We start from the raw sequence: 26,630 nt of genomic DNA, 5'->3' as shown, positions 1-26,630 counted from the left end.
GAAGAGCTCATGGCAAAGACAGGGCAAGACCCAAGGCCGTGAGGTTTTTGAAGCTGGTATATAATCAGGAAAGGTAAGAGCAAATTCAATACACTAAATTGTAACATCATGAAACGTTTCATTCTGAAATGTTGTCATTGATCAATAAGCTCTATAAAAAAAGGTTTTAAGATGAAGTTAGTGAGTAGTGTGTTTTAACTGATTCTGGATGTGAACTATCCGCAAAAGAAGGAAAATCCTATGTTGCAATTTATCCCTGTATTTGATGCTAATATCATTGCTGTACGAGCTTCAGGACAATTAACTGATGCAGATTATCAGAATTTTTTACCTCAACTTGAAACGCAAATTAAACGATTAGGCAAAATCTCATTACTTTTTGAGTTTGATAATTTTTCCGGCTGGGATTTAGATGCCGCCATAGATGATGTTAAGTTTGGTATGAAACATCTTAGTGATTTTGATCGCATTGCGATGGTTGGCGATAAGTCTTGGGAACATTGGATGGCGTTAATCGCGAAGCCTTTTTTAATATCTAGTGAAGTGCGTTATTTTAACAGAGAAAATCTGCAACAAGCATGGGACTGGTTACGTGAAAAACAAGAGTTTGAAAAGGCGGTGGAACAATTACACCCCTATAAAAATATCGTGGTTGCGGTGGATTTTTCCTTGTATTCAAAGCATGCATGCAAACGCGCAATAGAATTAGCTAACTACTATCAAGCTTCGTTAACATTACTCAATGTTGTTCCAGAAGTACTCGCTTATACACTCTATGGCGATCCAGTGGGCTACAACGTTGTTGATCTAGATATCATCAAAGATCAAAACAAAAAAGCTATTGATGCTGCTCAGTTTCAGATGAAAGCGTTTGTAAACGATTTGGATACCGATTTTCCCATAGAGACCAAAGTAATTTGTGGTGAGATAAATTATGGCGTTGTGTCTTTTTTGGAAGCACAAGATGTTGATTTAGCCATTTTTGGTGCAAAAAAGAAAAAAGGCATAAACAAGTTATTGGGCTCAGTGGCGCATTATGTTCAAAATCATAGTCGTTGTGAAATATTAATCGTTCCGGTTCAAGCTCCTGTGTTCTAACTTATTATGGTTAAGGTGTATTTATATGTCTGATATACAAAATATAGAAATTGAACGTTACCAAGACAATATCACTGAAGATATTCGTAAAGTCGTCGAAAAATATCGCGAAATTATGGCCTGGGATGTTCCTGATAATGACACTGTGGAGGCTGACAGGCTTATCTTTCAAGCAATTTATTCAGCACTTGCAGAGATCGAAAAAAGCTCAAAAGAAAGCGAAAGCCATGCAAAAGGCCGTTAATAAATCAACAGATGCCGCTAAATTTATCATCACTCTGACGGCTGATTTCATCGAATATTTATTCGCAAAGCTATGCTAAGTTGAATATTAATTTTTTATTTTACGGGTATCGTTTATACAGATGTAGTGGGTATGCCGTATCATTTTTTAATCCGGGCATCAAAAAAATATTTTTTCGGATCTTGTGGGTGAGATCTGTATTTATGAAAAAAAAATAAGCTATAAAGTATAATAAATTTACACCTTAATTGGAGATACAATGTCTGGATCAGTACACGGCCATCAAGTTATGCAATTGATGCTAACCCATGGCTCTGCGTTAACAAAGCAAGAGCTTAAAACGTTAATGCATACTAACTTTGGTGCTGATACTCGTTATCATACCTGCTCTGCAGCGGAGATGGACGCTGAGATGCTTATTGAGTTTTTAGAAGGCAAAGGTAAGTTCATCCCTAGTGAAGGTGGTATTACAACAGCAGCAGATAAAATTTGTAATCACTAAATCATTCACTGACAACATGTGGCTTAGATCTCCTTAGGCCTAATGTAACAACACTCACTTTATACTCAGATGCGATGTCATATCACATTGAGTGCCTCTGCTGAGGCGGTATTTAATCCGCACAGTCCTGCTTACATCTAACAAGTCGTTTTGTTTGCATTTGTAAACAAACTCTTGGATGAAAATGCTCAATCGCCTAGATTTTGCAATATGGGTTTATTGCGATAGTTGATTGAGTTAGTAAAATGGCTGGCTTCATTTGCGGCGCAAATATTTATGGTCAAGGTGGGATAAAAATTGTAACAATAAATATGGTCGCAACAATTATGTAGATGTTTGATTTTACTCCGGTTCGATGGCTTAACTATTCACTATAAAGCCCCCTCAGTTAGTGTCAATCAATCTTTCTGTGTCAGGGTGAGATCCACTAATACTGAAGTATGAGGCGAAAATGCCTCTGTTAAACTAGGATTGTACAGGTCTAATACCATTACGATGGAGGCCGCTACCATGTACCCATATGAGCACATATTAGCTGTTACAGAAACACCAAACCTACTGAATAGCTCATTTCACAAAGCCGTTATCTTAGCCAGTAGATCACGCGCAAAACTCACATTGCTAACCGTAAAGCTTACCCAAACTAGCCTGTTGAAACGTCTATTAGAAAGAAGCTGTGTAATTGAACCTAAGTCAAAACGAACATTGACAACCAAAGGATTAGAGCAAGTTCTCAAATACCCAAGCAAACAAATCAGTTGCCAATCGAGCACCATTTATCGCGCAGTGCTAAATCAACTAAAACAAGAACATTATGATCTTGTGGTATTGCCTCATAAACGTTATCACTCCATTATTTCTGAGTTAATTTCTGCTGACGAATGGCACTTATTAAGAGAAACCTTGGTACCCGTAATGTTTGTTAATAGCAGTCAATGGCAGACCCAAGGGCACGTGCTGACCGCCTTAGACATTAATCACACTCAAGATTGCCATCAAGCTTTTAATCATCACATTATTCATGAATCTAAAGGTATAGCAGACAGCATCAATAATGATTTACACTTCATTAATTGTTTTTTGGCTGACAATTACAGTATAGCCTTTGAAACCGAAGATAGGGCCCATGCTCATTCAATGTTGTCACAACAAGCAAACCAGCAAAGCATTCTTAATCACGCAGTGGCAGATTTACTGTCTGAAAAATATCACTGTCACATAGCTCATGGCTTACCTGAAGATGCTATTCCCATCAAGGCCCATCAACTCGATGTGAATATGGTCATCATGGGAGCGGCCGAGCACACAGGGTTAATCCACTCAATTAAAGGCCATATTCCTGAACTGCTGATTAATCAACTCCCCTGCGACATACTCGCCGTTAAACCGCCCACAAGTGAGCTTAGATAAGTTCAAAAATCTATCGATCAGACAACACAACACAACACAACACAACACAGGGACGTGACTAAAACGCCTCTCGTCGGATATTCATATTGTAATATCGCCACCTTGCTTTCTCATATAAAAGAAGAGTATTAATTTACAACCAAGGTATATGCTCCTCGTCTCTTTAGTGGTTGTTTGTCGATCTTCAAATACCTTTTAATCTATAGGAATGGAGGTACATTGACACTGTTGAAAATTGCTTAAAACGTAAACAATTACTTCAACCATTAAATTTATAATCAATGCACAAGTACACCTTACTTCGAGCCGCTCATCAAATTAGGTCTGGGTTGATGCACGTATTCTTAATCCCACATCCCCATATACTACTTGATAAATAACAAGCTTTTCTGCTGTGATAGATTTAGCTTATAAGTCATTTTATGGCGATTAATTGCCGAATGCATAGACTTTTGGGTTGAAATCATCTCATCAGTAATTGAGCGTAGGTGTTGGCAACTCAAATAAAAAGGGGGTTATCTTGTTACTTCATAAAATGGCTATTTAAAGACCTCGTCCAGCTGAATATAGAAAAATTTTGTTGTACCCGATGGTCTTTTGACGCTAGGGCGGCCGATTACCCTGATGGTGCTGCAGGAATAGGTAATCGAGAAAAATGAAGCTAGTTTGAGGAAGGCGATGAGGTTTGAGAAAGGTAAAGTGGATAAATTCATTAAAGACAGTAACAAACTAAATAATGAATAAAAAAGGGATTAAGTGTTAACTTAATCCCTCTCGCTATTTACTTGGTATGATTATCGTAATACTTGCTATTAATCATGCCTTTAACAATTGATTCAATTTTTTTGATTGGAACAACTGATTGCTGTCTTTGTGATGATTGCACAGTCACCGACTGCGGTTCTTCGCTCCATTCATTGATGGCAGCGAACAATAACTGACCATCAGCATCTTTTTCAATTTTAGCTACATGCCACCATTTTGTAATACCATCTGTTGGAGGGCTAAATATATGTTGTTCATTATTAAATATAAATTCAACGCGTGTTGTCGCTGGGTTAATGTCTGGTGAGTCAGAAAAATTCTTTACGTAATAATCGTAACTACCTTCAACAGGAAATTGAGGAATAGAAATCACTTCAGGCCCATAACTTGTTATATCATCAACATCTAAATAGATGATGGTTTCATTAATAGTGACTTCTGAATTGGCATAATACACATGGCTTTCATTACCTTCAGCATCAGTGATATAGAGATGTGAGTCTAAATCTCGGGGTGCTTCACCCCAGTTCAAGGTTATTTTGGTTAACGCTTCAGATAGCACTAAACACTCAGCTAAGGTGATGTCCTCTTCAAAAGTGTTAATAATAGATGTACGGCTTTGAAATTCGATTGTTGCACCAAGTAAAACGGTAGAATGACTCTTAACCGGGATGCTAAATGTGCCATCATCGATAGAGAATGTGAGTGAGCGCCCCAAGTAATCACGTCCGTCTGAAATAACGCGAGCACCATTTAATAAATTACCATCTTCGTCTTCCACACAACCATTTACTATAATGGTGTCGTAAATCATATCAGCATTCCAAGTAGTGAAATGACTAACATTACCTTGATAAAATGATTCATCGTTGACTGAAAATAATAGTGCTTCACCTTCTTCAATCCATAAACCTGACGTGGTGTCGAAATAATAAAGCGGTATCGTCGCGGGGGGATTAGTACCTGCAACAGGTATTTTAATCTGCGCGACTTTGTTTGGAGCGAGTTGTAGCTTGTTACCTGCACTATCAACAAAACTGACTGTAATAGCACCAAATGATTCTATTGGCACAATTTCGTTAGCACTGTTTGTTGTGAGCATATCACCTGGCATCATTTCAATATCAATAGCCGGGTTAATGACCGTTAGTTCAGCTACAACTGCAGAGGACACAAGGTTACCGTTCAAGTCGACAAGGCTGTTTTCAGGTAAGGTAACAAGCACATTACCATCAACAGCTAGCTCAGAGACTTGAGTCGCATCAAAACTAATAGATGCATGGACTGGTTGTAATAGTAAATTGTGCTCTTGGGTTAACTCATTTCTTGAAATGCTCAACGCAGCTTCTGAATAATCCGATGCATCGGCAACAAGAGTCAATCGGTCACTTAATTGGATATCTTGAATTTTAGATGTGAATAATCCTTCTGCATCAGAGGTTGTCGTATTAACAACTAGGTTGCCATTAGACAAACTCACAACACTATCCGGGATAACTTCGCCATTAAAATAGTTAATTGTGGTGCCAGAAATAGTATAAAAATACTTTTCATTTAAATTGAAACTAACTTGAACTGGAGCAACGCCATCTTCACCACCGTCAGTAACTTGTACAGAAATGTCGGTTGATATTGTTTCTAATACGGAAGATGTATAACTCATTAAGCCTGAAGGACTAATCGATAAACCCGTTGGTCCGGCGACTAGCTCAAAGCTAATGTCATTTTCAGTATCAGTATCGTCTACATCAGAGACTAATAATTGGTAAGTAAATGTTGATCCAGAATCAATACTTTGCGCTGCGATAGCAGACACAAAAGGTGCATCGTTGACAGGGGTCACTATGACATCAAAATCCTGTACAGCTTGTTGCGCTTCATCTTCACCGCCATCACGGACTGTGACACTCACAGTGCCAGACGTTAATACACCTTCAAGCGGCGTCCATGAAATTAGACCTGTATTGTTAATGGTCATGCCATCTGGCGGATTGGTTAATGTGAATGTTAAATTCGTACCGTCATTGGCATCGTCTGGATCGGTAACGGTTAGCTGATACAGGTATTCACTATCTTCAATTGCAGTGACAACAGCGCTAGCAGATATTAACGGTGCAATGTTTTGAATCACCTCATCCTCGGAAGATGAGTCACAGCCAGTTAATACAAAAGAAAGTGCTATAGCAACGATAGATAGTTGCCACTTGTTTGTTAATTCCATTTACATACTCCATTAATTTGAACGCTATTGATAAGCTTTAAAACATCATCCATAAATAATGAATTCATGGAAGGATATTTCATGGCAAATAATGAAGATTTAACAATGTTATATCAATACTCATAAGTGATGTAATTTAGCGCTGAGAGGTACACTTTTGTACAAGGTGGATGGGGGGGGGTCGAATGTAGCTAGCGGATGGCCATTATGGCATTGCTTTAACTAAATGAGGACATCCACGATAAATAGCGTGATTTAGAAGCTTCTACTAAACTCAAGAAAGTTATCGATGTTGGAGCTTGTTATGCCACGCCCTCGTAGAACTCAGATTAGTGTTGAAGACACGCCATTTTACCATTGCTGTAGCCGTGTGGTACGGCGCGCTTTCCTGTGTGGTGATGATAAATTTTCTGGTCGAAATTACGATCATCGACGTGGTTGGGTAGAATCACTATTATGTGAATTAATTGATGTTTTCTCTATTGATGTAGCCGCCTTTGCTGTGATGTCAAACCATCTACACGTGGTGTTACGTATCGATATCGAAACCGCAAATCATTGGACTGACAGAGAAGTACTTGAGCAGTGGCATAAGCTGTTTAAAGGTGATGAGCTAACCCAAAAGTTTGTTAAAGGTGAGTTAGTTGAAGCCCATGATGTGCTCAGGTTAAAACACACCATCGCGACTTATCGAAGCAGGTTGTGTGATATCTCCTGGTTCATGCGCTGTCTTAATGAGCCAATAGCAAGACAAGCAAATCAAGAAGATAACTGTACAGGGCGTTTCTGGGAGGGCAGGTTTAAATCTCAGGCCCTGCTTGATGAAGTAGCAGTATTGGCCTGCATGGCATATGTTGACCTCAATCCTATCAGAGCCAAGATGGCTGACAACCCAGAGCAATCAGACCATACCAGCATTCAATTGCGAATTAAGGCTGCTTTGAAAGGCGAACAACCCAAAAATTTACTGCCTTTCATTGGCAATGAACGTAAAAATCAACCTAAAGGCATTGCATTTTCACTACAAGATTATCTTGAACTGGTCGATGATACTGGACGTATTATTCGAGATGACAAGCGTGGCGCTATCAATGTTAGTAGTGCTAAGTTACTCACAAGATTGAATATCCCTCAGGATCATTGGCTCAAACTCACCACTGAGTTTGGAAAGCTATTTCACGGGCCAGTGGGTACACTTCAAGAACTCACTAGCTATTGTGAACATCTAGAAAAACGGCGACGACACTTTGCCAGTTGTTGCCAGCATTTAAAAGCTGGCTAATCTAAAACTCCTTTCAATAACCACGTCTTCCAAATCAGCTTAATCCTCTAATGGGTTGGATCATAGTGGCTAAAAATCACTATTATTGAAGGAAATTGGTTCATTTTTCAATCTACGGCCATAAACTTATAACATATCGGCCTTCTAGCAACGAACCTTCACAATCTTGCTTGAGCACATCTCGAAAGTACATTATGTTATTGTTTTATAATGGCTGGCCTGATTTTTTTGTTATGGAAAAAGTTTATTAAAGAATTAACTGAAAACACGTCTAAAATCGTTGAGGTAAAAGCAATATGAGTATTAATTTAATTCCGAGCCTTGAGTTTTCTAATAGATTTTATGAATCAGACTCAGTTATATATATTCATACCAATCAACATTGTGGCATCATTAATTATGTCGATGAATATAAAATAATAAAATACGACATTGGTGCTTATTTTATCAATGTGCTTGATGATGTGCCGGTCATTTACTTTGGTACTGATCATCAAAGTTATAACAAGAGTTATCACTTAAATCATCAATTTAAATTGGTTGAGAAACCAGAGTTACTGGCAAGAGAATCAGAAGGTTTTAATATAATTATTTCCAACGATTTTGATATAACCCTGATAGAGAATGATGATTACGATATCTATTGGCAAGTAATAAACAAGAAGACACAAGAAGAGCGCATCTTTAACTATGATGGTTATGCCGTTAAGCATAATGGGCGGCTTTATGTAAAAGAGTCTCGTCAAATTATCGCGCTTTCAGATGACCTGTCTGAGCGCTGGACAATAAAGTGTGATGACTCTCAAGCTACAGGTTTTCAGCGCAGTCGTTTTTTTGCTGATAATTATTTAATTTATGTGTCTTTTCGCGAAGAGCCTAGTAGCCTTCAACCCTGGGCAGGCGATACCGTTAATCTGGTGTGCTTAGACAGCGGCAATACCCTATGGACACATACTTTTGATAACCCAGTGATGAGTGTGATGCATCACGAAAATTCAATCATTGTGGGTACTGACCTTCATGGTTTTATCTTAGATGCCGCCAGCGGCGCTATCACGCTGCAGTTTGCTAGCCCCTATAACATTATGGATATGGAGACGGTTTTTAGCGAAACAGGTGGTTTTTTAGGTCAACCCCGCAGTGAAAGCCGCTTATGGACCGACGGTCATTATCTGTATTTTACCGGTAATGGCGGTAATCAACTGCACATCTACCAAATGGATGGTAGGTTATTTAGCGGGCCACACCAGCTTAAAAAAGGCTATCAATTTCGCGCTGCTACGGGATGCTTTCATCTTAATGGAAAAAGTTACATCTCCATTTTTAGTGATGACCAAGCGTTTCATTTAGTTGATTCAGGGGTAATGGTCATTGACCCTAAGACACTCACAAGCGACTGTACCATTGAGATAGAAAAAGGCCCCGAGCGCGAAGTCCTCCACCATGTGATTGATAAAAAGGCAGAGTATTATCAGTTAGTGATACACGCCGATGAGCATTCAAACAACAGGGTGGATGATTTAATTCGCTTTGCCGAAATTGACACCAAACGTATTGCCGCCCGCTATGGCTCACAAATTTGGACCAATAAAGAAAAAAACAGAAAATTTAATGGGCAAATTCAGTTAACCATTCATGGGTCTACTGCCATGAAGTTAGCATGTGAGCCAATGCTCGATATGTTAGTGGACCGAGTATCCCATTGGGCGAAAGCGTCGAGCACCGCATCGGGTAATCGTAAAGCGCATATTAAGGTCAGTTGGGAATGGATTGTCAGCCCCAGCGATTAAGCATGTGCCATAAGCGTTATTGAAGAGAGATAAGCGGAAACGTAACGCGTTAGTGCCTATTTTATAGCAATATTAAGGAAAATAGATGTCAAAGTTAAGCAGTCAGGATGTTGTGGCATGGGCTAATAAATATCAATTAGCATTGGATGACGAAAATGTAACAGAAGGAGCGTTTGATGACTCATTTGAGCTTAATGATTTTCTGGTGTTTGCTTTAGCGCCTGCGGGCACTATGGCCCTTGGTGAACAAGGTTGCCCACCAAGTGACTACCTTGCAGATGTTATCGATGATTACTTATCCTTGATTAGTGACAAAGACATCACCCTTGTCAGTGTAGAGTCTGACGATGAATGGCAAACCGCCACCGCTGTTTTTGATGACTCAGGTGAGCAAATAACGCTGGTTATTAACGATATATACGCTTCAGACTGGGTGCCCAGTGATGTAGGCGATAAAATGTTAGCCTTGTCAGCGCAGCGTTGCCCGCAAAGGCTGTATACCATTTATGGTGAAGATGCCTTTACCGTGCTTTATATTCCACAAGATGCGGTGGAAGAAATAGAAACAATGCTTAAGCAGTTACCTCTACCTGAATGGATGGAAGACTAGGTTACTTTTTAAGGAGATTGCTGCACGCGGTTCGGCTGTCAGCTATCAGCTTTAACTACCATTAACCTGAAAGCGTGGACGTTACCCGTTTTGATAAAGATGTCGAATCTTTTATCAAGTATTCATAGATGGCATCTTTAGCATTGCATTTTTTACATGACAAAAAAGATATTCAGCGTGTCGCCGATCTCGACAATATCCCAGCGCTTGAGGAGTAAAATAAGATGGCAAAATTAGCATTAGCAAAAGAAGTGTGGTTAAGCAAGGATGCTGCTTGGCTCAAACAGCGTGAATTGGATTGGGGTAACATTTAATTAGGATTAGTACTTCAAAAACGAGCGGCATATTTAGATAATCACATACTAATTGATAATTGTTTTGCTATTTCGATAGGGTAAAATTAGAAAGCTTCATCCACATTAAGGTTGATTTTTTACCTAACCATTAACACCATTAAAGATGAAACTATAAACACTAAACAAAAATAGTGTCTTAAAAGGAGTTTTTTACTATGAGCATGACTAGAGCTGAAGTCAAAATTACGGTTGCTAAATTAATTGAAGCGTCATATTCGAAAGATAAAGGTTTAACAACAAAAATAATGGCTGAAAAAGGAAGTTTTAAGCTTACTGTTGATCAGAGTGGAACGGCTACCTTAAGCGGAAATGCTGGTGTATTAACATTCAGCGGGACACCAACTCTTGAGAAAATAGGTATTAAGGTCAAGCGTATTAGTATTAGCTTTGAAAATAAAGGTGAAATGAATATTGGATATAGTGCAACAGTAAACTTAGCAGTCATAAGTTTAACTGTTAATGGTGATTTTGATTTAGAAGAACTTATCACTTCATGTTCAGGTTTATTATGCTCAGCAGCGAGAGCTCTTAAAGGTCGAAATAGGGCTTATGAAGCTGAATTAGAAAGCATAATGGGAAGATAATATGAGATCAATTACTTTGTTTTTGCTATTGTTTTTTTCTGCATGTGCAGTAAAAATGAATAATGGACTATTATATTCAAGCTATTATCGATACGATCAATCTGTGAGTGTTGATAACCTACACAAGTTGCAATCTGATTTTTTTAGTTCAAATTTAATAAAAAATTTGAACGTAGATGAGTCTGAAATAACTGAACAATTACTCTTTAAAAAGTACATGTTTAAGCAGAAATCACACTTTGAAAAAATAAATGAGAAAGTCGGGTGCTTATCTATTAATGGATTCGATAATGAGAACATGCCAATATCCTTCAATATAAAATATGTTGCTGAAAATGAGCACTGGCTTATAGAGGAAATTGGAGTTTTATTTGTAAATTCGATTGCTGATTTTACTGATTCAGCTAAATGTCCCAGTGAATATCAAAATTGAATTTAACGTCAGAATATTTGACTGATAATCTGAACTCAACATGGCCACCAATCCAAAATTGGCGCAAGATATTATTGATGCAATTAATGATCCTGATATGTCTATAGAATTAAGAGATAGAGTGGCTAAATAAGAGTCAGTAAATATATGACTAAATAAATAGTAGCGAGTATGGCTTCCAACTCCCAGAGCTAACCGATTTTTGGCAACTAGCATCGCAGGATAGCGATCTAGCTTGGTTGGATTTTATCATGAATGATGAGGTGCTTCTTGACGATCCTGAAAATCAAAGAGTAGAGCTCTCTGTGTGGTTTGATAGTTTTATCTGCCCGCTGCCTAGCAGTGCTAAAGATGTGTTTGCCATTATTGGGCAGCGTTTAACAAGCTTGGGTTTTAGTGACACGCCTTACCATGCAGAGCAAGTACAAAGGGTGAGTTTAACCCCCATGTTAACAATCGACTTTATGGCTGAAATGGGCTTTAATATTGATGAGCCGGTGTATGCCTACCAATATGACTTGCTCTGTAGCGCCGATTTTGTGGGTACCGACCAGTGCCAATTACAGTATAAGGTGTTGTTAATCGATACCGCCAAGCCAGAGCCTTATGTGCTTTTGGTGGAGTCCCTTCCATACGAAATAGGATGTCGAAAAACCAGCGGGTATTACGCAATAAACGCTATTTATTGGATGCCTTACGCGAAGAAGACGGCTTGCCTTTTTATCGGCATTATAATTTCGCCCAAGATCCTGTTTGGCCTAAAACCATTCCGCCAGCAGCAAAGCATTACCCTGACTACCGCACATTGATGGCGATACCTTTCAAGGATGCAACTTACCTCCCTTTTAAACAAGGTCGGTTTGGTTTACTACTAGGAATGGATGAGTTTGCCCAGGTTGAGGGTCAGTCTTATACAGACTGGTTGAGTGGAAAAGACTAATCGATATTTAGGATTAATCATCAGCGGCTTTCGGGCCGCTTTTTTTATTCTTTGCATTAGTGAACATAACATCACGCAGTTGTGAAAGGGGACGGGTTAAATTCAGCGTATTAAGTGCGCTTGATGTTACAAAATCTCATTCACAGAAAAACCTATAAACGTAGAATGATTGGCTAGTTTATGCTGTCAAAGTGAGGAGTAAAGCCTGATATGGCCTTGCTATCAACAGCTTTAATCCCTATGATCAGCACGTTTTTAAATTGATTGTTATATTAGATAGAGAGCCCCCATGTTGACTTATCCGTTGTCAGGCAGTTCATCAGAGTTGGTATTAAATGTACTAACCATGGTGTTAACCCGAGGAAAACCATTAGATAGAGCCTATTCAGAGCATTTTTCTGGTTTAACCCTTAACCCATCAGAGCAAGCACGGATCACGCAAGTCACTGGCGATATTTTACGTCGCTTAAACTTATATTGTTTTCTGGTTGATATTAAACCGGAAGAGTTTGATCGTTTAGGATCTAAATTACTCAATGGTTGGCATGTTTTTCATGGCTTAGATTTACCTAAAATGCAGTATTCATTGCAAATTGAGCAGGCGGCATTTAGTGCTAATCTTGAACAAGCAAAAACAGACCCTGTGCTATGGGATGGCTGTCCAGAATGGTTAGAAATCATAGGTCAAGCACAGTTAGGTGATAAATGGCCCGCTGAACGTGCAGCACTAGCAGAGCAGCCAAAGCGTTATTTACGCGTGAATGAACTGAAATGTAATCGCGAATCCCTTATTGAAAGACTTAAAAAAGAAGGCGTAACTGCCGTAGTGGTAAGTGATGTTGCTTCTGCTATTGAGGTTACATCAGACTCAGCACTATTTCGAACCGATGCATTTAAAGACGGCTGGTTTGAACAGCAAGATGCGGGTTCACAATTGGTTGCTGACGCTGTGGGTGCCAAACCAGGAATGCGGGTTGTCGATGCTTGTGCGGGTGCGGGTGGTAAAACCTTACATATTGCAGCACAAATGCAAGGTAAAGGTCGTTTGCTTGCGATGGATGTTGAGCAATGGAAACTCGATAACCTTAAAACTCGGGCTAAACGCGCTGGCGCACATAATGTTGAAACGCGGATTATCGCTAGCTCTAAAACCATTAAACGTCTGAAATTATCGGCCGATCGAGTGTTATTAGATGTGCCTTGTTCGGGACTTGGGGTGTTAAAACGTAATCCTGATTCTAAATGGCGTGATACGCCGGAGCGTTTGCCGGTGCTGGTTGAATTGCAAAAGCATATTTTGCAGAGTTACTGCCGTATGGTCAAAGTTGGCGGAATGCTCATTTATGCGACATGCTCTATTATGCCAGAAGAAAACCGTCATCAAATCGATGCGTTTCTCGCTGAAAACCCGCAGTTTACGCTTATCGAGGATGAAAACATCTTGGTTTCAGAACGTGGATTTGATGGTTTCTATTTAGCTAAAATGGAACGTATAGCTGAATAGTTATTCATGGCTATTGATTTTTAGAGTCATCATATTGATGGTAGATAACAAAAAACAGTGCAAATCTTCTGCACTGTTTTTTTTTATGGATAATTATTTACTGATAAAAGGCACTTTTTTAACAAATTCATAATAAATCGTTGATAAAGTTCTTATAAATGCATAATCTAATAGTTACATTAGAAAATGTATTTTTAAGCATTTGCCGTGATGATGGAGCGTTATGGATATAGGGACAGATATTAATCACTTCATGGAAGAGATCAACCAACATTCTTTTCGTGAATCAAGTGTTGAACGCTACAGTACAATACTTGATATGGTATTGCAGGGCCTTCCGTTAGGCGAAATACTTCATGACTTAGTCTTGTTGATTGAAGCACAAAAAATAGGAACTCGGGCATCAGTACTTTTACTCAGTGATGACGGTAAACGGCTATTATCGGGTGCGGCTCCTAATCTTCCTGAAGAATATAATAATGCTATAAATGGCATCGAAATTGGTCCCAATATTGGTTCTTGTGGGGCTGCAGCATTTACGTGTGAAAGTGTCATTGTTGAAGATATCGAGCATCATCCTAATTGGAAAGATTATAAAGCATTACTATTAAAAGCGGGATTGAAAGCGTGTTGGTCTGAGCCTATAAAAGACAGTAATCAAAAGGTATTGGGCACTTTCGCCATGTACTATGACACGGTTAAATCGCCATCAGAGCAAGATTTATACCTAATACAAGAAGCGGCACGTTTGGCAAGTTTAGCCATTGATCGAAGTCGTGGAATGTACATTGAACGGTTAAGTCGGCAAATTTTTAACAGCCTGCCCATCGCGCTTGTGATCACCACTGAAGACAACTCAGTCTTATCCGTTAATCCCATTTTTAAATCGCTAACATCTACCTATTATTCAAACCTGAAACTCTTTGATGTTCATCGTTTTTTAAGCCATTCTCAGCATCATGTGGTTGCTGATTTATTTGAAAATTTAAACCGAGGGCAGGCTTGGCAAGGGGAGTTGAAAGGCCTTAAAAGCGATAATGATATTATTGATATTGCTCTTACCGTGACGGTTATTAGAGATAGCTTTACTCAACAAAATTGTTTCGCATGGCTGATTACTGATATTTCAGCTCGTAAAAATGCTGAAAAATTAATTAATTTTCAAACAAACTATGATCAATTGACCGGATTATCTAATCGAAAGTATTTATTCAATACGTTACAAACCATGATAGATTCAAATAACAACGTAAATGGTTGTAAGCAAGAATTTAATTTAATGTTGATGGACATCGATCATTTTAAGCAAATTAACGACACGATCGGACATGATAACGGTGATCTGGTACTAAAATTTGTGGCCCAGCGTTTATTGAGTGTTATCCCCGAGAATGTTCTCATTGCACGTATTGCGGCCGATGAATTTGCCTTAGTTTTGCCAGGTAAAATGTCTACAGAGTCATTGATTAGCTTGTTTAATAATCTAACTGATGAACTGAAAAAACATTTTATTGTTGGTAGTCAAGATATGATGCTATCAATGAGTACTGGTCTCGCTCGATTTCCTTATGATGCAGATAATGTTGAACAAATATTAAATTGCGCTACTCAAGCCATGTATAATGCTAAAGCCCAAGGGCGTAATTGCCTGCAGTTTTTTAATCAGCAAATACAAAAAGATGCAGAACGAAATGCTGAACTTCACTTATACCTCAAAACGGCACTAAGCCAAGATGAATTCGAGCTATATTATCAACCGATTGTGAATCCATTTAGTGGTCAAATCATTAAAGCGGAAGTATTATTGCGTTGGGTACATGATGGTCAATTTATTTCGCCAGATGAATTTATTCCTATTGCTGAAGAGTCCGGCCTCATTGTTCAAATCGGTGAATGGGTTAGAATGCAAGCGCTTACCACTGTCGTGGCATTGCAAAAACGTCATCTTGCCATTCCACTATCCATTAATGTTTCTACCATAGAATTTTGGACCCCGGATTTACAGCAGCGGTTTTTAGCCTATTTTGATGTGATACAACAAAAGCTTGGTTTGGATGAGTTTCCTTACTCATTGATTACCCTTGAAATAACTGAATCATTAATGATGAAGCAGCAAGAGACTATTAATCAATTACTGACTGAGCTTAGACATCGGGGTATGCAAATTTCAGTCGACGACTTTGGTACGGGGTATTCCTCATTATCTTATTTGGCCAATTTCCCAGTGGATCAAATAAAAATTGATAAATCATTTATTCAAAAAATATCATCGGGTCCGCGTCATAAAGCACTCATTGAAGCGATTGTTAGCATGAGCCGGGCGTTAGACCTGGCGATTGTCGTCGAAGGGGTCGAAACCCAAGTTGAGCTTGATTATATTAAGCAACAAGATATTGAAGCGGTACAAGGTTATTACTTTTATAAACCTATGCCACAAGAAGCCTTTTTTGATTTGTTAGCCAAGTAATCTGAATTGATTCCAGCATCATAATCATCGGATAAAACCTCAACCGCCTTGAACAGAAGGGGGTGAAGTTATAGATTAAATCCATATTGATAAGGTTAGTCTTGGAGATAAAAAATGCCGCATTGGTTAATGCGGCATTTTTATTGAATTAAGTAAACTTAGTTAAGCATACTTTTTGGTTCAGTGAACTGAAGGTTTAATGCTTCAGCCACTTCTTTACAAACCAATTTACCGTGGATAACATTTAAGCCGTTTAATAAATGTTTGTCATTTAATAATGCTTGTTTGTAACCTTGGTTGGCTAACTTAATAATGTAAGGAAGGGTTGCGTTGTTCAATGCAAACGTAGAAGTACGTGCAACCGCGCCAGGCATGTTAGCCACGCAATAATGGACAACATCATCAACAATGTAAGTTGGATCTTGGTGAGTGGTTGCGTGTGATGTTTCTACACAGCCACCTTGGTCAATAGCGACGTCAACAATTGCACTACCAGGTTTCATACGCTTGACCATGTCTTTAGTGATTAATTTTGGCGCCGCAGCACCCGGTACTAATACACCACCAATTACAAGATCAGCTTCTAAAACATGACGTTCTATCGCATCAGCTGTTGAGTAAACCGCTTTAACCGCAGAACCAAACTGAATATTTAAACGACGTAAAGCATCGATGCTGCGATCTAATACCACCACATCAGCACCCATACCAACGGCCATTTGCGCAGCGTTAGTACCGACCATACCGCCGCCGATAATGACCACTTTTGCTGGTTCAACACCAGGCACACCGCCTAACAGCATGCCTCGGCCACCCAATGATTTCTCAAGCGCGCGAGCTCCAGCTTGAATTGACATACGACCAGCCACTTCTGACATTGGTGCGAGTAAAGGTAAGCCGCCACGATCATCGGTTACGGTTTCGTAAGCAATACAAACAGCACCGCTGGTCATTAGCTCTTCTGTTTGTGGTAAATCAGGTGCAAGGTGAAGGTAAGTAAACAAAATCTGGTCGTGACGTAGCATTGCACGTTCAACTGTTTGTGGCTCTTTTACTTTTACAATCATGTCTGATTTAGCAAACACTTCAGCTGCAGTAGCTAAAATCGAGGCGCCTGCATCAGTATAGTCTTGATCGGTAAATCCAATACCAACGCCCGCATCTGATTGAACAAAAACATCGTGACCTTTTATTGTTAATTCGCGTACGCTTGAAGGTACCATGCCTACACGGTATTCGTGGTTTTTGATTTCTGTTGGAACACCAATAATCATCTTTGAGCCTCGATTGACATAAAACCCACGTTAAGTGGGTTTAGTTGTTATTAATTGTGACCTGAACGTGCTTATTCCAGGGGACTCTAGTATAGTGCTGCTTAAGCAGATTATGCTGCTGAAGTTGCTCCTTTAATAGATATAAATATTGTTTTAAGGACAAAACAAGGTTAAATATATGGTAAATAGTAAAAGCTTTTCAGTGAATGATTTAGACCGTATTGATCGCAATATATTAAATGAACTTCAACTGGATGGTCGCATTTCAAATGTTGAGCTATCAAAACGAGTAGGGTTAAGTCCTACACCCTGTTTGGAAAGAGTTAAAAGGCTTGAAAAACAGGGGTTTATAAATGGGTATACCGCATTGGTGAATCCGCATTTTCTCGGTGCGTCTTTATTAGTGTTTGTTGAGATCACCCTTAATCGTGATACTCCAGATATTTTTGACCGTTTTAATCGTGCAGTACAATTACTTGATGATATTCAAGAGTGCCATTTAGTCTCTGGTGATTTTGACTACTTATTAAAGACTCGTGTGTCAGATATGTCTGCATATAGACGATTATTAGGTGAAACCTTATTGAAACTGCCATCAATATCAGATACTCGTACTTATGTCGTCATGGAAGAAGTGAAGCAAACCAATAAAGTTGCACTGTACAACTTAGGTTAAATAGTAGCGTTTCATTTGCAGCCAAATCTTTAGCGTCTCAGTGATAAATCTGTCGTCACTTATGGGGGGTGAACGTCACCCTTGATATTCAACCTACACATTTTCGAATATAAAATCATCAACTTGAGACTAAACCCCATCGCTTTTCAGTTTCAGGATTAATTCGGCATTACAATCGATTGAGCTTGATTCAATCAAGGTGCATAATCACTGCAAATACAGTGATATTCTGTTATCTTAACCCTTATTTTTCACTTTTTATGGAAGCTTTCGTTTGACTCAGGAAAATAGTCTAAAAACACTCAGCGGTCTTCAACGATTGCTCGAAGGTGGCCTTATTTTATGTTGCATGGTTGCAACATATATTCTATTGGCGTTATCCAGTTTCAATCCAAGTGACCCAGGCTGGAGCCAGTCGCATTTTCAAGGTGAAATTCATAACTGGACCGGCGCTGTCGGAGCTTGGACTGCGGACGTGTTGTTTTATTTTTTTGGGTTCATCGCCTTTTTAATTCCTATTATGATTGCCACCACAGGTTGGTTTATTTTTAATCGTGCCCATCGATTGTTCGAAATAGATTATTTTTCAGTTGGACTAAGAATTATCGGGTTTATTTTGATGCTGCTGGCTTTGGCTGCACTGGTCAGTATGAATGCCGACGATATGTTTGTGTTTTCCGCTGGTGGCGTTGCTGGTGATGTGATTGGTCAAGCCATGCTGCCGTACTTTAATAAGCTAGGTACCACATTGCTATTGATGTGTTTTATTGGTGCCGGTTTCACCTTAGCAACGGGGATTAGTTGGTTGACTATTATTGAGTTAACCGGATTAGGTTCTATTTGGTGCGCAAAGAAATTATGGACACTGCCTCGATTATTAAAACGTGAACGTGAGACCGAAGATACTAAAGGTTTTATGTCATTAGTTGATAAGTTTACCCAACGTCGCAATGAAATTGATCAACAAAATGATCCATCACAGGATCAACCAAAGAAGTCTATCCCAGCACCTATTCACGTTAAGCCAGCAGCAGTGAGTCCACCTGTTGTTGAAAAGAAACGCAGCTTTTTTAGTCGTAAGGCTAAACCCACTGAAGATATTACCGTGTCAGACATTGATGATGAAGATCTTGATATTGATGTTCGACAAGAACCGTCGATGCAAGTCGATAATGACGATACTCATTTTGCTCCTTGGGTAGCGACTAAAGATGATATTGACTTCAACATTGATGATGAAGTCAATAACCTGAATATGGAGGATGAGCCATCTAAGGAAGTCGCTAATAAGCCTCATTCGGCAGCGGCATTAGTCGCACAACAAAAACCGAAAAAAGAAGCTAAAATTGTTGATGGCGTCGTGATGATTGATGGTCAAGGGCCTCAGCAAACTCGTCAAAAAATGGATCCTTTACCGAGTATTACCTTACTCGACGTCCCTGATCGTAAGAAAAATCCAATCAGTGAAGCAGAATTACAACAAGTAGCACGATTGGTTGAAATAAAACTGGCCGATTTTAACATCATCGCTAATGTAGTGGGGGTTTATCCAGGCCCTGTGATCACTCGCTTTGAACTTGAATTAGCTCCAGGGGTTAAAGCGTCTAAAATTACCAATCTATCAAAAGATTTAGCCCGTTCACTATTATCGGAAAACGTGCGTGTTGTGGAAGTTATTCCAGGCAAAGCTTACGTAGGTTTAGAGTTACCTAATAAATTCCGTGAAACCGTATTTATGCGTGATGTACTTGATTCTGAGGTCTTTAAAAATAGCAAATCGACATTGTCTATGGTGTTAGGTCAAGACATTGCTGGCGAGCCGGTTGTGGTTGATTTAGGCAAGATGCCTCATCTATTGGTTGCAGGAACCACAGGTTCTGGTAAGTCAGTAGGTGTGAATGCGATGATCACCAGTTTATTGTATAAATCGGGCCCAGATGATGTCCGCTTTATTATGATTGATCCTAAAATGCTCGAATTGTCAGTATATGAAGGTATTCCGCATTTACTCTGTGAAGTGGTTACCGACATGAAGGAAGCGGCTAATGCATTGCGTTGGTGTGTGGGTGAAATGGAACGTCGTTACAAGTTAATGTCAGCATTAGGTGTGCGTAACCTTAAAGGTTACAACATCAAAATTAAAGATGCGGCGGCAAAAGGGGAGTACATTCCCGATCCATTATGGAAGTCATCTGGAAGTATGCAGGACGAGGCGCCACCGTTAGAAAAGCTGCCCTCTATTGTGGTGGTGGTCGATGAATTTGCTGACATGATCATGATTGTCGGTAAAAAAGTAGAAGAACTGATAGCGCGTATTGCGCAAAAGGCTCGTGCTGCAGGGATCCATTTAATTTTAGCGACACAGCGTCCATCAGTTGATGTGATCACCGGCTTGATTAAAGCTAACATTCCGACCCGTATAGCCTTCCAAGTATCATCACGTATTGACTCTCGTACCATTCTTGATCAACAGGGTGCAGAAACCCTCTTAGGCATGGGTGATATGTTATATTTACCGCCAGGAACGGGGTTGCCAAATCGGGTTCACGGTGCATTTATTGATGACCATGAAGTACATAAAGTGGTTGCCGACTGGTGTGCTCGTGGTAAGCCGCAATATATTGAAGAAATTCTTAATGGCGCCACTGATGGTGAGCAAGTATTGTTACCCGGTGAAACCTCAGATAGTGAAGAAGAGCTCGATGCATTATATGATGATGCGGTGGCATTTGTGACCGAAACACGCCGAGGTTCTATTTCGAGCGTACAACGTAAATTTAAAATTGGTTACAACCGCGCCGCCCGGATTATTGAAATGATGGAAGGACAAGGTATTGTGACGGCTCAAGGCCACAACGGTAATCGTGAAGTGTTGGCTCCGCCGCCACCAAGAACATAATAGGAATGATGATGAATAAACGTTTTATAGTATTAAGCCTATTATTGACAACGAGCTTAAGTTGCTTTGCCGCGATGGCAGATGACGCAACCCAATTACGCGAAAAGCTATCTAATATTGATAGCTTGCATGCGACATTTTCCCAGCAAGTGACCGACATTAACAATAAACCAATCCAAAGTGGAAGCGGCGTGTTTGCGCTTGCGTACCCTAATCAATTTTACTGGCATTTAACTGAGCCTGATGATTCACTGATTGTGGCCGATGGTGTTAACTTGTGGATTTATAATCCCTTTGCTGAAGAAGTCACAGTAATGGATGTTGCTCAAGCGGTTGATGCATCACCTATGGCCTTGTTGGTTCATCGAGATGAAGCCACATGGGCTAAATATTCAGTCACCAAGCGTGCCGTTAACGCTAAAGCAAGTTGTTTTGATATCCAACCTAAAAAACTCAACAGTAATGTTGTCGCCGTAAGTGTGTGTTTTGAAGCGAGTCAATTAGTTAAATTTAACTTAACTGACGAGCAAGGTAATCTAAGCCAATTTGCATTGACTCAGCAACGCACGGTGAAACCTGATGAAGCCAATATATTTGAGTTTGCCGTGCCCGATAACGTTGATATAGACGATCAACGTTTAAAGCAAACTAACTAAGTTATTTGATGGCTAATTTAGGTTTTGATTTTTCCCCAGACTTTCGCCCCTTGGCAGCTCGTATGCGTCCAAGGGAAATTAGCGAATATATTGGTCAGGCACATTTATTAGGTGAAGGTCAGCCTCTGCGTAGGGCGTTAGAGGCTAACCGAGCTCATTCGATGCTACTGTGGGGGCCGCCTGGTACAGGCAAAACCACCTTAGCAGAGTTAATTGCCCATTATGCCAACGCCCATGTTGAACGTATTTCTGCGGTGACATCGGGCGTAAAGGATATCCGGGCCGCCATAGAGCAAGCCAAGGCTATCGCCCAAAGCCGCGGTCAACGTACCTTATTGTTTGTCGATGAAGTCCACCGGTTTAATAAAAGCCAGCAAGATGCATTTTTACCTTTTATTGAAGACGGTACGGTCATTTTTATTGGCGCCACCACCGAAAACCCCTCATTTGAAATCAATAATGCCTTATTATCCCGGGCGCGGGTTTACCTGATTAATCGTCTCACACCAGACGAAATAAGTTTGATTGTTACCCAAGCATTAACCGATGAAGAACGGGGTTTGGGCAAACGCCAGTTAACATTACCTGCAGATGTGGCCAAGCAATTAGCCGACATTAGTGATGGCGATGCACGAAAAGCCCTTAATTTACTTGAGCTAATGAGTGATTTAGTCAGTGATGGTGGCGCATTTACCACCGACATGCTCACTCAAGTCGCGGGGCATCAAGCTGCGGGTTACGATAAAAATGGCGATCAATTTTACGATTTAATTTCTGCAGTGCATAAGTCGGTGCGAGGATCATCTCCCGATGCCGCTTTGTATTGGTATTGCCGCATTTTAGAAGGTGGCGGCGATGCCTTGTATGTTGCACGACGTTTATTAGCCATTGCCTCTGAAGACATTGGTAACGCCGATCCTGTCGCCATGACCGTTGCACTTAATGCATGGGATTGTTACCACCGTATTGGGCCCGCTGAAGGTGAGCGCGCCATTGCTCAGGCGGTGTTGTATTTAGCTAGTGCGCCTAAAAGTAATGCTGTTTATAGCGCATTTAACGCTGCGCGTGAGTTAGCTAAGCAAACTGGACACGAGCCTGTGCCGAACCACCTTCGCAATGCCCCGACCAAATTGATGAAAGAAATCGGCTTTGGCAAAGAATACCGTTATGCTCATAATGAACCGGGTGCTTATGCTGCTGGGGAGAATTACTTTCCTGAATCATTGCAACATAGCCAATTTTATCAGCCTACTAATAGAGGTTTTGAAAAACGCATTCAAGATAAATTAGCGCAGTTAAACCAACTTGATCAACAAAGCGAGGACAAACGCTATGACTAATGTGTTCTTGGTGGCACTAGGTGGGTCAATTGGTGCAGTTTTACGCTATCTTCTGTCAATTTTTATGATCCAGCTATTTGGAAGCAGTTTTCCTTTTGGTACACTGTTAGTCAATCTATTGGGATCGTTTTTAATGGGCGCCGTTTATGCGATGGGGCAATTAAGTCATATTAGCCCTGAAATTAAAGCGCTTATTGGCATTGGCCTATTGGGCGCGTTAACGACGTTTTCGACTTTCTCGAATGAAACCTTACTGCTGCTGCAAGAAGGCTTATGGCATAAAGCTATTTTAAATGTGTTGTTGAATGTCTCCTTATGTCTATTTATGGTGTATTTAGGTCAACAACTTATATTTTCTCGCGTTTAACTAAAAAGAACTGACAACATGCTAGATCCAAAATTTTTGCGTAATGAACTGGACATCACCGCCGAGCGTTTAGCCACTCGTGGCTTTATTCTTGAAGTCGATAATTTGACCAAGCTTGAAGAAAAGCGTAAATCGCTTCAAGTGGCTACCGAAGACTTACAAGCCTCGCGTAATGCGATATCGAAGTCGATTGGTCAAGCTAAAGCGCGCGGCGAAGACACCAGTTCCATTATGGCGCAAGTGGGTGATTTAGGTGCGCAGTTAGATGCAAAGAAGGCTGAGCTTGCTGAGTTGTTGCAACAGATCAATAGCATCGCCATGAGCATGCCAAATTTGCCAGACGAATCGGCTCCCGTGGGTGCTGATGAAAATGACAATGTAGAAGTACGCCGGTGGGGTACCCCAAAAGTATTCGATTTCGAAGTCAAAGATCATCTTGATTTAGGTGAAGCGTTAGGTGGATTAGATTTTAAAAGTGCGGTAAAAATTACCGGTTCACGTTTTATTATTATGCGTGGCCAAATTGCCCGTTTAAATCGTGCTTTAGGTCAGTTTATGCTAGACCTACACACCACTGAACACGGCTATACCGAAACATATGTACCGCTATTGGTTAATGAAGACAGTTTATTAGGTACAGGTCAGTTACCTAAATTTGGTGAAGATTTATTCCACACTAAACCGGCCACAGAAGAAGGCCAAGGTTTATCTCTTATCCCCACTGCAGAAGTGCCATTAACCAACTATGTGCGCGACATGATTGTGGATGAAAGTGAACTGCCGATGAAAATGACCGCATTAACCTCATGTTTCAGAAGTGAAGCTGGCTCTTACGGCCGTGATACCCGCGGATTAATCCGTCAGCATCAATTCGACAAAGTAGAATTAGTGCAAATTGTTCATCCAGATAATTCAATGCAAGCGCTTGACGAAATCACCGCAAATGCTGAAAAAGTATTACAGTTACTAGCATTACCGTACCGCACCATGGTGTTATGTACTGGTGATATGGGCTTTGGTTCAAGCAAAACCTTTGATATTGAAGTCTGGTTACCGGCGCAAAATACTTACCGTGAAATTTCATCTTGCTCGAACATGAAAGATTTCCAAGCCCGTAGAATGCAAGCCAGGTACCGTAGCAAAGTCGATAACAAACCGGCTTTATTGCACACCTTAAATGGCTCAGGTTTGGCGGTTGGTCGTACGTTAGTGGCCGTGCTTGAAAACTATCAAAATCAAGATGGCACCATCACAATACCTGAAGTATTACGTCCATACATGGGTGGCTTAAGCGTGATTGGTTAATATCACTTTTCCCTAGCCGTACTCAATCTTAGGCGCGGCTAGGATTTTAATCATTAGTCTTGTACAAGATAGAGCTTAGACATTCATCTTCTAAAAAGACCTGTATGTTTTTGCGCGTTGAGTGACCCCGCAATCCGTAAACCGAGTTAACGGCGTTACTGTATCGCAGCACATATTTTACTCCTACATTGTATTGGAAATTGTGTCACTCAGTTTGAGTTGGTCACATATTTATAAGGGTTGGTACAACCAGCAATGGGTTCAAGTCGGCGTGATAATCGTAGGCTTATCTATTTATCAGTTATCTTCTTTTTTATTTTGTTGGTAATTGTTGAACTAGCTCAAGCAGTATTTATAGTGATAGAAAATATATTTCCAAAATAACCTCAGTTAAGGTTAGCCATTTAAAAAGCCCGCTTAAGATGACTTAAGCGGGCTTTTTTGTAAGCCTTTTCTGCTATAAACATTTTGCCGGTTTTGGCAAACCGGCAATTTTTGTTGCTTGTTTTGCGGGACCAATCGGGAACAAGGTATACAAATATTTAGAGTTACCTTTATCCGCGCCTAAACGTTGGCCAATAGCTTTAACTAATACTCGAATGGCTGGACTGGTTTTGTACTCAAGATAAAAATCACGTACAAAACGGATCACTTCCCAGTGTTGTTCGGTCAACTCAATATTCTCAGTGGCAGCAATAACAACAGCCATGGATTCTTGCCAGTCATTGATGTTGTTTAAATAGCCTTGATGATCGGTTTCAATTTGCTGACCATTAAATTCAAAAAAATTTACCACGTGATGACCTTATCGTGTAACAAAGATTGTTCAACAAATTGTGAATAATCAATAATATCAAAAGAGCTTGCAGTCTTATTCGCTAACATCATCAAGCGTTCAAATAAGCCTCTTGCTACAAGATCATCTTGCAGCACAAACAGCTTAATGTTTGCTAAACGTTGTTGCCACTGGGTTTGTAACAAACAATTCACCGCATCGCTAGACAATAAAATACTGTCAGTAGGGTGAATATACCGCAAGCAAGTATTTAAGGCATCGTCACTCATTGTTGATGTTTGGATATGATGTAATATCAAAATACTAACACCTCATCAGCCGCTTGCAGGGTTTTGGTGATCACCTCTGGAGTTGCCACTGTGGCCGCAATACTAAAGTCATTGGGGTGTACTCCTAATGTGGTCATTGATTCAGCACAAACCAATACGGTATCAATATCGTAAAGAGAAAGCGCTTTAAACGCCGACACATAATCTTTAGAGCCTGCTTGTTCGGGGGTTTGGCCTGCCAGTAAATGTAATACCGCTTCATTGGTAAATACCAGACTCACTTGTTGCTCAAAGCTTGCGCTGAGCATGGCAAAATCTAACCCTTCACGGGTACTTGTGGTGCCAAAAGGGGCATGCCTAAAAATAATCACCAGTGATTTCATTGTCTATTCCACTAATACCTTAAAAACTAATTAATCTATCTGCTTGCTCAATACCCACCACTAATTCACCTAAACCGCCCATGGTAAATGCGTCGCTGCTATTCCATTGTGGTTTACCATTTTCCGTCGCATCTTGTTGCGATAATACGCCACGCCGCAGAGCTGCAGAGACACAATTGGTCAGCGGTATCGTATGTTTTAATGACAATGATTGCCAATTGGAATGCATATCAATTTCGTCAGAAGCAGGACAGGTGAGGGCATTACTGTTAGTTACGCCATCTTGATAGAAAAAGACATTAATGATTTGATGGCCATTGGCTAATGCGCTTTGGCAAAATGCTAATGCACGAAAGCTGGCCGTAGAGCCATAAACGCTTCCATTTACTTGAATGATGAATTTGCTCATGATAAAAAAAAATGACCCTAATGTAGGGTCATTTTAACGTAATTTGCTAG

The 26,630-nt window shown here is 40.1% G+C and carries 24 protein-coding genes; 18 read left to right on the top strand and 6 right to left on the bottom strand.

Translation table 11 applies throughout. The features are described from left to right. Positions 1-210: 210 nt before the first annotated feature. From AAEZ02_RS05180 to AAEZ02_RS05165, 4 genes are all read left to right on the top strand, one after another. Positions 211-1,098 carry an STAS/SEC14 domain-containing protein gene (locus tag AAEZ02_RS05180; protein ID WP_124011637.1) on the top strand — a complete coding sequence of 296 codons (888 nt, stop codon included), beginning with the start codon at positions 211-213 and terminating at the stop codon, positions 1,096-1,098. A gap of 25 nt (positions 1,099-1,123) precedes the next feature. Next, on the top strand, positions 1,124-1,342 hold the full coding sequence (locus tag AAEZ02_RS05175) for a hypothetical protein (protein ID WP_124011636.1): 219 nt from the start codon (positions 1,124-1,126) through the stop codon (positions 1,340-1,342). A 259-nt stretch (positions 1,343-1,601) separates the two neighbouring features. Beyond that, positions 1,602-1,844: a YecH family metal-binding protein gene (locus AAEZ02_RS05170; RefSeq protein WP_101031891.1), complete on the top strand. Its 243-nt coding sequence runs from the start codon at positions 1,602-1,604 to the stop codon at positions 1,842-1,844. Between the two features lie 510 nt (positions 1,845-2,354). Next, positions 2,355-3,254 carry a universal stress protein gene (locus AAEZ02_RS05165; protein WP_164839493.1) on the top strand — a complete coding sequence of 300 codons (900 nt, stop codon included), beginning with the start codon at positions 2,355-2,357 and terminating at the stop codon, positions 3,252-3,254. A gap of 781 nt (positions 3,255-4,035) precedes the next feature. Here the strand turns inward: AAEZ02_RS05165 and AAEZ02_RS05160 are convergent. Continuing rightward, positions 4,036-6,240 carry a YfaP family protein gene (locus AAEZ02_RS05160; protein WP_124011634.1) on the bottom strand — a complete coding sequence of 735 codons (2,205 nt, stop codon included), beginning with the start codon at positions 6,238-6,240 and terminating at the stop codon, positions 4,036-4,038. Positions 6,241-6,544: 304 nt separating this feature from the next. Between AAEZ02_RS05160 and AAEZ02_RS05155 the strand changes: the two genes are divergently transcribed. From AAEZ02_RS05155 to AAEZ02_RS05120, 8 genes are all read left to right on the top strand, one after another. Then, positions 6,545-7,522 carry a transposase gene (locus AAEZ02_RS05155; protein ID WP_124011633.1) on the top strand — a complete coding sequence of 326 codons (978 nt, stop codon included), beginning with the start codon at positions 6,545-6,547 and terminating at the stop codon, positions 7,520-7,522. A gap of 296 nt (positions 7,523-7,818) precedes the next feature. Further along, entirely contained in the window at positions 7,819-9,312 is a 1,494-nt protein-coding gene (locus AAEZ02_RS05150; RefSeq protein WP_124011632.1) for a hypothetical protein, read from the top strand. Between the two features lie 85 nt (positions 9,313-9,397). Next, a complete protein-coding gene (locus AAEZ02_RS05145) occupies positions 9,398-9,922 on the top strand; it encodes a hypothetical protein (protein WP_124011631.1) in 525 nt (174 codons plus the stop codon). A 511-nt stretch (positions 9,923-10,433) separates the two neighbouring features. Continuing rightward, positions 10,434-10,862 (top strand): hypothetical protein, encoded by a 429-nt coding sequence (locus tag AAEZ02_RS05140; protein WP_123778305.1) that lies wholly within the window; start codon positions 10,434-10,436, stop codon positions 10,860-10,862. Between the two features lies 1 nt (position 10,863). Beyond that, positions 10,864-11,295 carry a hypothetical protein gene (locus AAEZ02_RS05135; protein WP_124011630.1) on the top strand — a complete coding sequence of 144 codons (432 nt, stop codon included), beginning with the start codon at positions 10,864-10,866 and terminating at the stop codon, positions 11,293-11,295. A gap of 251 nt (positions 11,296-11,546) precedes the next feature. Next, positions 11,547-12,104, top strand: a complete 558-nt coding sequence (locus AAEZ02_RS05130; RefSeq protein WP_124011629.1) for a hypothetical protein — start codon at positions 11,547-11,549, stop codon at positions 12,102-12,104. 420 nt (positions 12,105-12,524) lie between these two features. Next, positions 12,525-13,739 (top strand): RsmB/NOP family class I SAM-dependent RNA methyltransferase, encoded by a 1,215-nt coding sequence (locus tag AAEZ02_RS05125; RefSeq protein ID WP_124011628.1) that lies wholly within the window; start codon positions 12,525-12,527, stop codon positions 13,737-13,739. A gap of 223 nt (positions 13,740-13,962) precedes the next feature. Beyond that, positions 13,963-16,206 (top strand): bifunctional diguanylate cyclase/phosphodiesterase, encoded by a 2,244-nt coding sequence (locus tag AAEZ02_RS05120; protein WP_124011627.1) that lies wholly within the window; start codon positions 13,963-13,965, stop codon positions 16,204-16,206. A gap of 158 nt (positions 16,207-16,364) precedes the next feature. On the opposite strand, the gene ald is transcribed toward AAEZ02_RS05120, so the two are convergent. Next, positions 16,365-17,480 (bottom strand): alanine dehydrogenase, encoded by a 1,116-nt coding sequence (gene ald, locus AAEZ02_RS05115; RefSeq protein WP_101031887.1) that lies wholly within the window; start codon positions 17,478-17,480, stop codon positions 16,365-16,367. A gap of 178 nt (positions 17,481-17,658) precedes the next feature. Between ald and lrp the strand changes: the two genes are divergently transcribed. From lrp to serS, 6 genes are all read left to right on the top strand, one after another. Then, a complete protein-coding gene (lrp, locus tag AAEZ02_RS05110) occupies positions 17,659-18,156 on the top strand; it encodes a leucine-responsive transcriptional regulator Lrp (RefSeq protein ID WP_101031886.1) in 498 nt (165 codons plus the stop codon). Between the two features lie 274 nt (positions 18,157-18,430). Further along, entirely contained in the window at positions 18,431-21,055 is a 2,625-nt protein-coding gene (locus AAEZ02_RS05105; protein ID WP_124011626.1) for a DNA translocase FtsK, read from the top strand. Between the two features lie 11 nt (positions 21,056-21,066). Then, on the top strand, positions 21,067-21,711 hold the full coding sequence (gene lolA, locus AAEZ02_RS05100; protein ID WP_124011625.1) for an outer membrane lipoprotein periplasmic chaperone LolA: 645 nt from the start codon (positions 21,067-21,069) through the stop codon (positions 21,709-21,711). 8 nt (positions 21,712-21,719) lie between these two features. After that, the gene (locus AAEZ02_RS05095; RefSeq protein WP_351076243.1) at positions 21,720-23,051 is read left to right on the top strand and encodes a replication-associated recombination protein A; all 1,332 of its coding nucleotides are present in this window, start codon (positions 21,720-21,722) and stop codon (positions 23,049-23,051) included. Further along, positions 23,044-23,418, top strand: a complete 375-nt coding sequence (gene crcB, locus AAEZ02_RS05090) for a fluoride efflux transporter CrcB (protein WP_101031882.1) — start codon at positions 23,044-23,046, stop codon at positions 23,416-23,418. Before AAEZ02_RS05095 ends, crcB begins: the two co-directional genes overlap by 8 nt. 18 nt (positions 23,419-23,436) lie before the next feature. Beyond that, complete coding sequence (gene serS / locus AAEZ02_RS05085; RefSeq protein WP_124011623.1) at positions 23,437-24,723, top strand: serine--tRNA ligase; 1,287 nt, start codon at positions 23,437-23,439, stop codon at positions 24,721-24,723. A 457-nt stretch (positions 24,724-25,180) separates the two neighbouring features. Here the strand turns inward: serS and AAEZ02_RS05080 are convergent, their stop codons facing one another. The 4 genes from AAEZ02_RS05080 to tusD are packed head-to-tail and all read right to left on the bottom strand — an operon-like array spanning position 25,181 to position 26,580. Continuing rightward, on the bottom strand, positions 25,181-25,519 hold the full coding sequence (locus AAEZ02_RS05080; RefSeq protein WP_124011622.1) for a TusE/DsrC/DsvC family sulfur relay protein: 339 nt from the start codon (positions 25,517-25,519) through the stop codon (positions 25,181-25,183). Next, positions 25,513-25,818 (bottom strand): sulfurtransferase complex subunit TusB, encoded by a 306-nt coding sequence (tusB, locus tag AAEZ02_RS05075; RefSeq protein WP_124011621.1) that lies wholly within the window; start codon positions 25,816-25,818, stop codon positions 25,513-25,515. Before tusB ends, AAEZ02_RS05080 begins: the two co-directional genes overlap by 7 nt. Next, positions 25,815-26,171 (bottom strand): sulfurtransferase complex subunit TusC, encoded by a 357-nt coding sequence (gene tusC, locus AAEZ02_RS05070; RefSeq protein WP_124011620.1) that lies wholly within the window; start codon positions 26,169-26,171, stop codon positions 25,815-25,817. The genes tusB and tusC overlap by 4 nt, the downstream gene beginning before the upstream one ends. A gap of 19 nt (positions 26,172-26,190) precedes the next feature. Then, entirely contained in the window at positions 26,191-26,580 is a 390-nt protein-coding gene (tusD, locus tag AAEZ02_RS05065) for a sulfurtransferase complex subunit TusD (RefSeq protein ID WP_124011619.1), read from the bottom strand. Between the last annotated feature and the right edge of the window lie 50 nt (positions 26,581-26,630).

This window comes from Shewanella sp. T24-MNA-CIBAN-0130 (genome assembly GCF_040310185.1).
Classification (GTDB): domain Bacteria; phylum Pseudomonadota; class Gammaproteobacteria; order Enterobacterales; family Shewanellaceae; genus Shewanella; species Shewanella psychromarinicola.
This window is presented reverse-complemented; position numbering and strand designations above follow the sequence as displayed.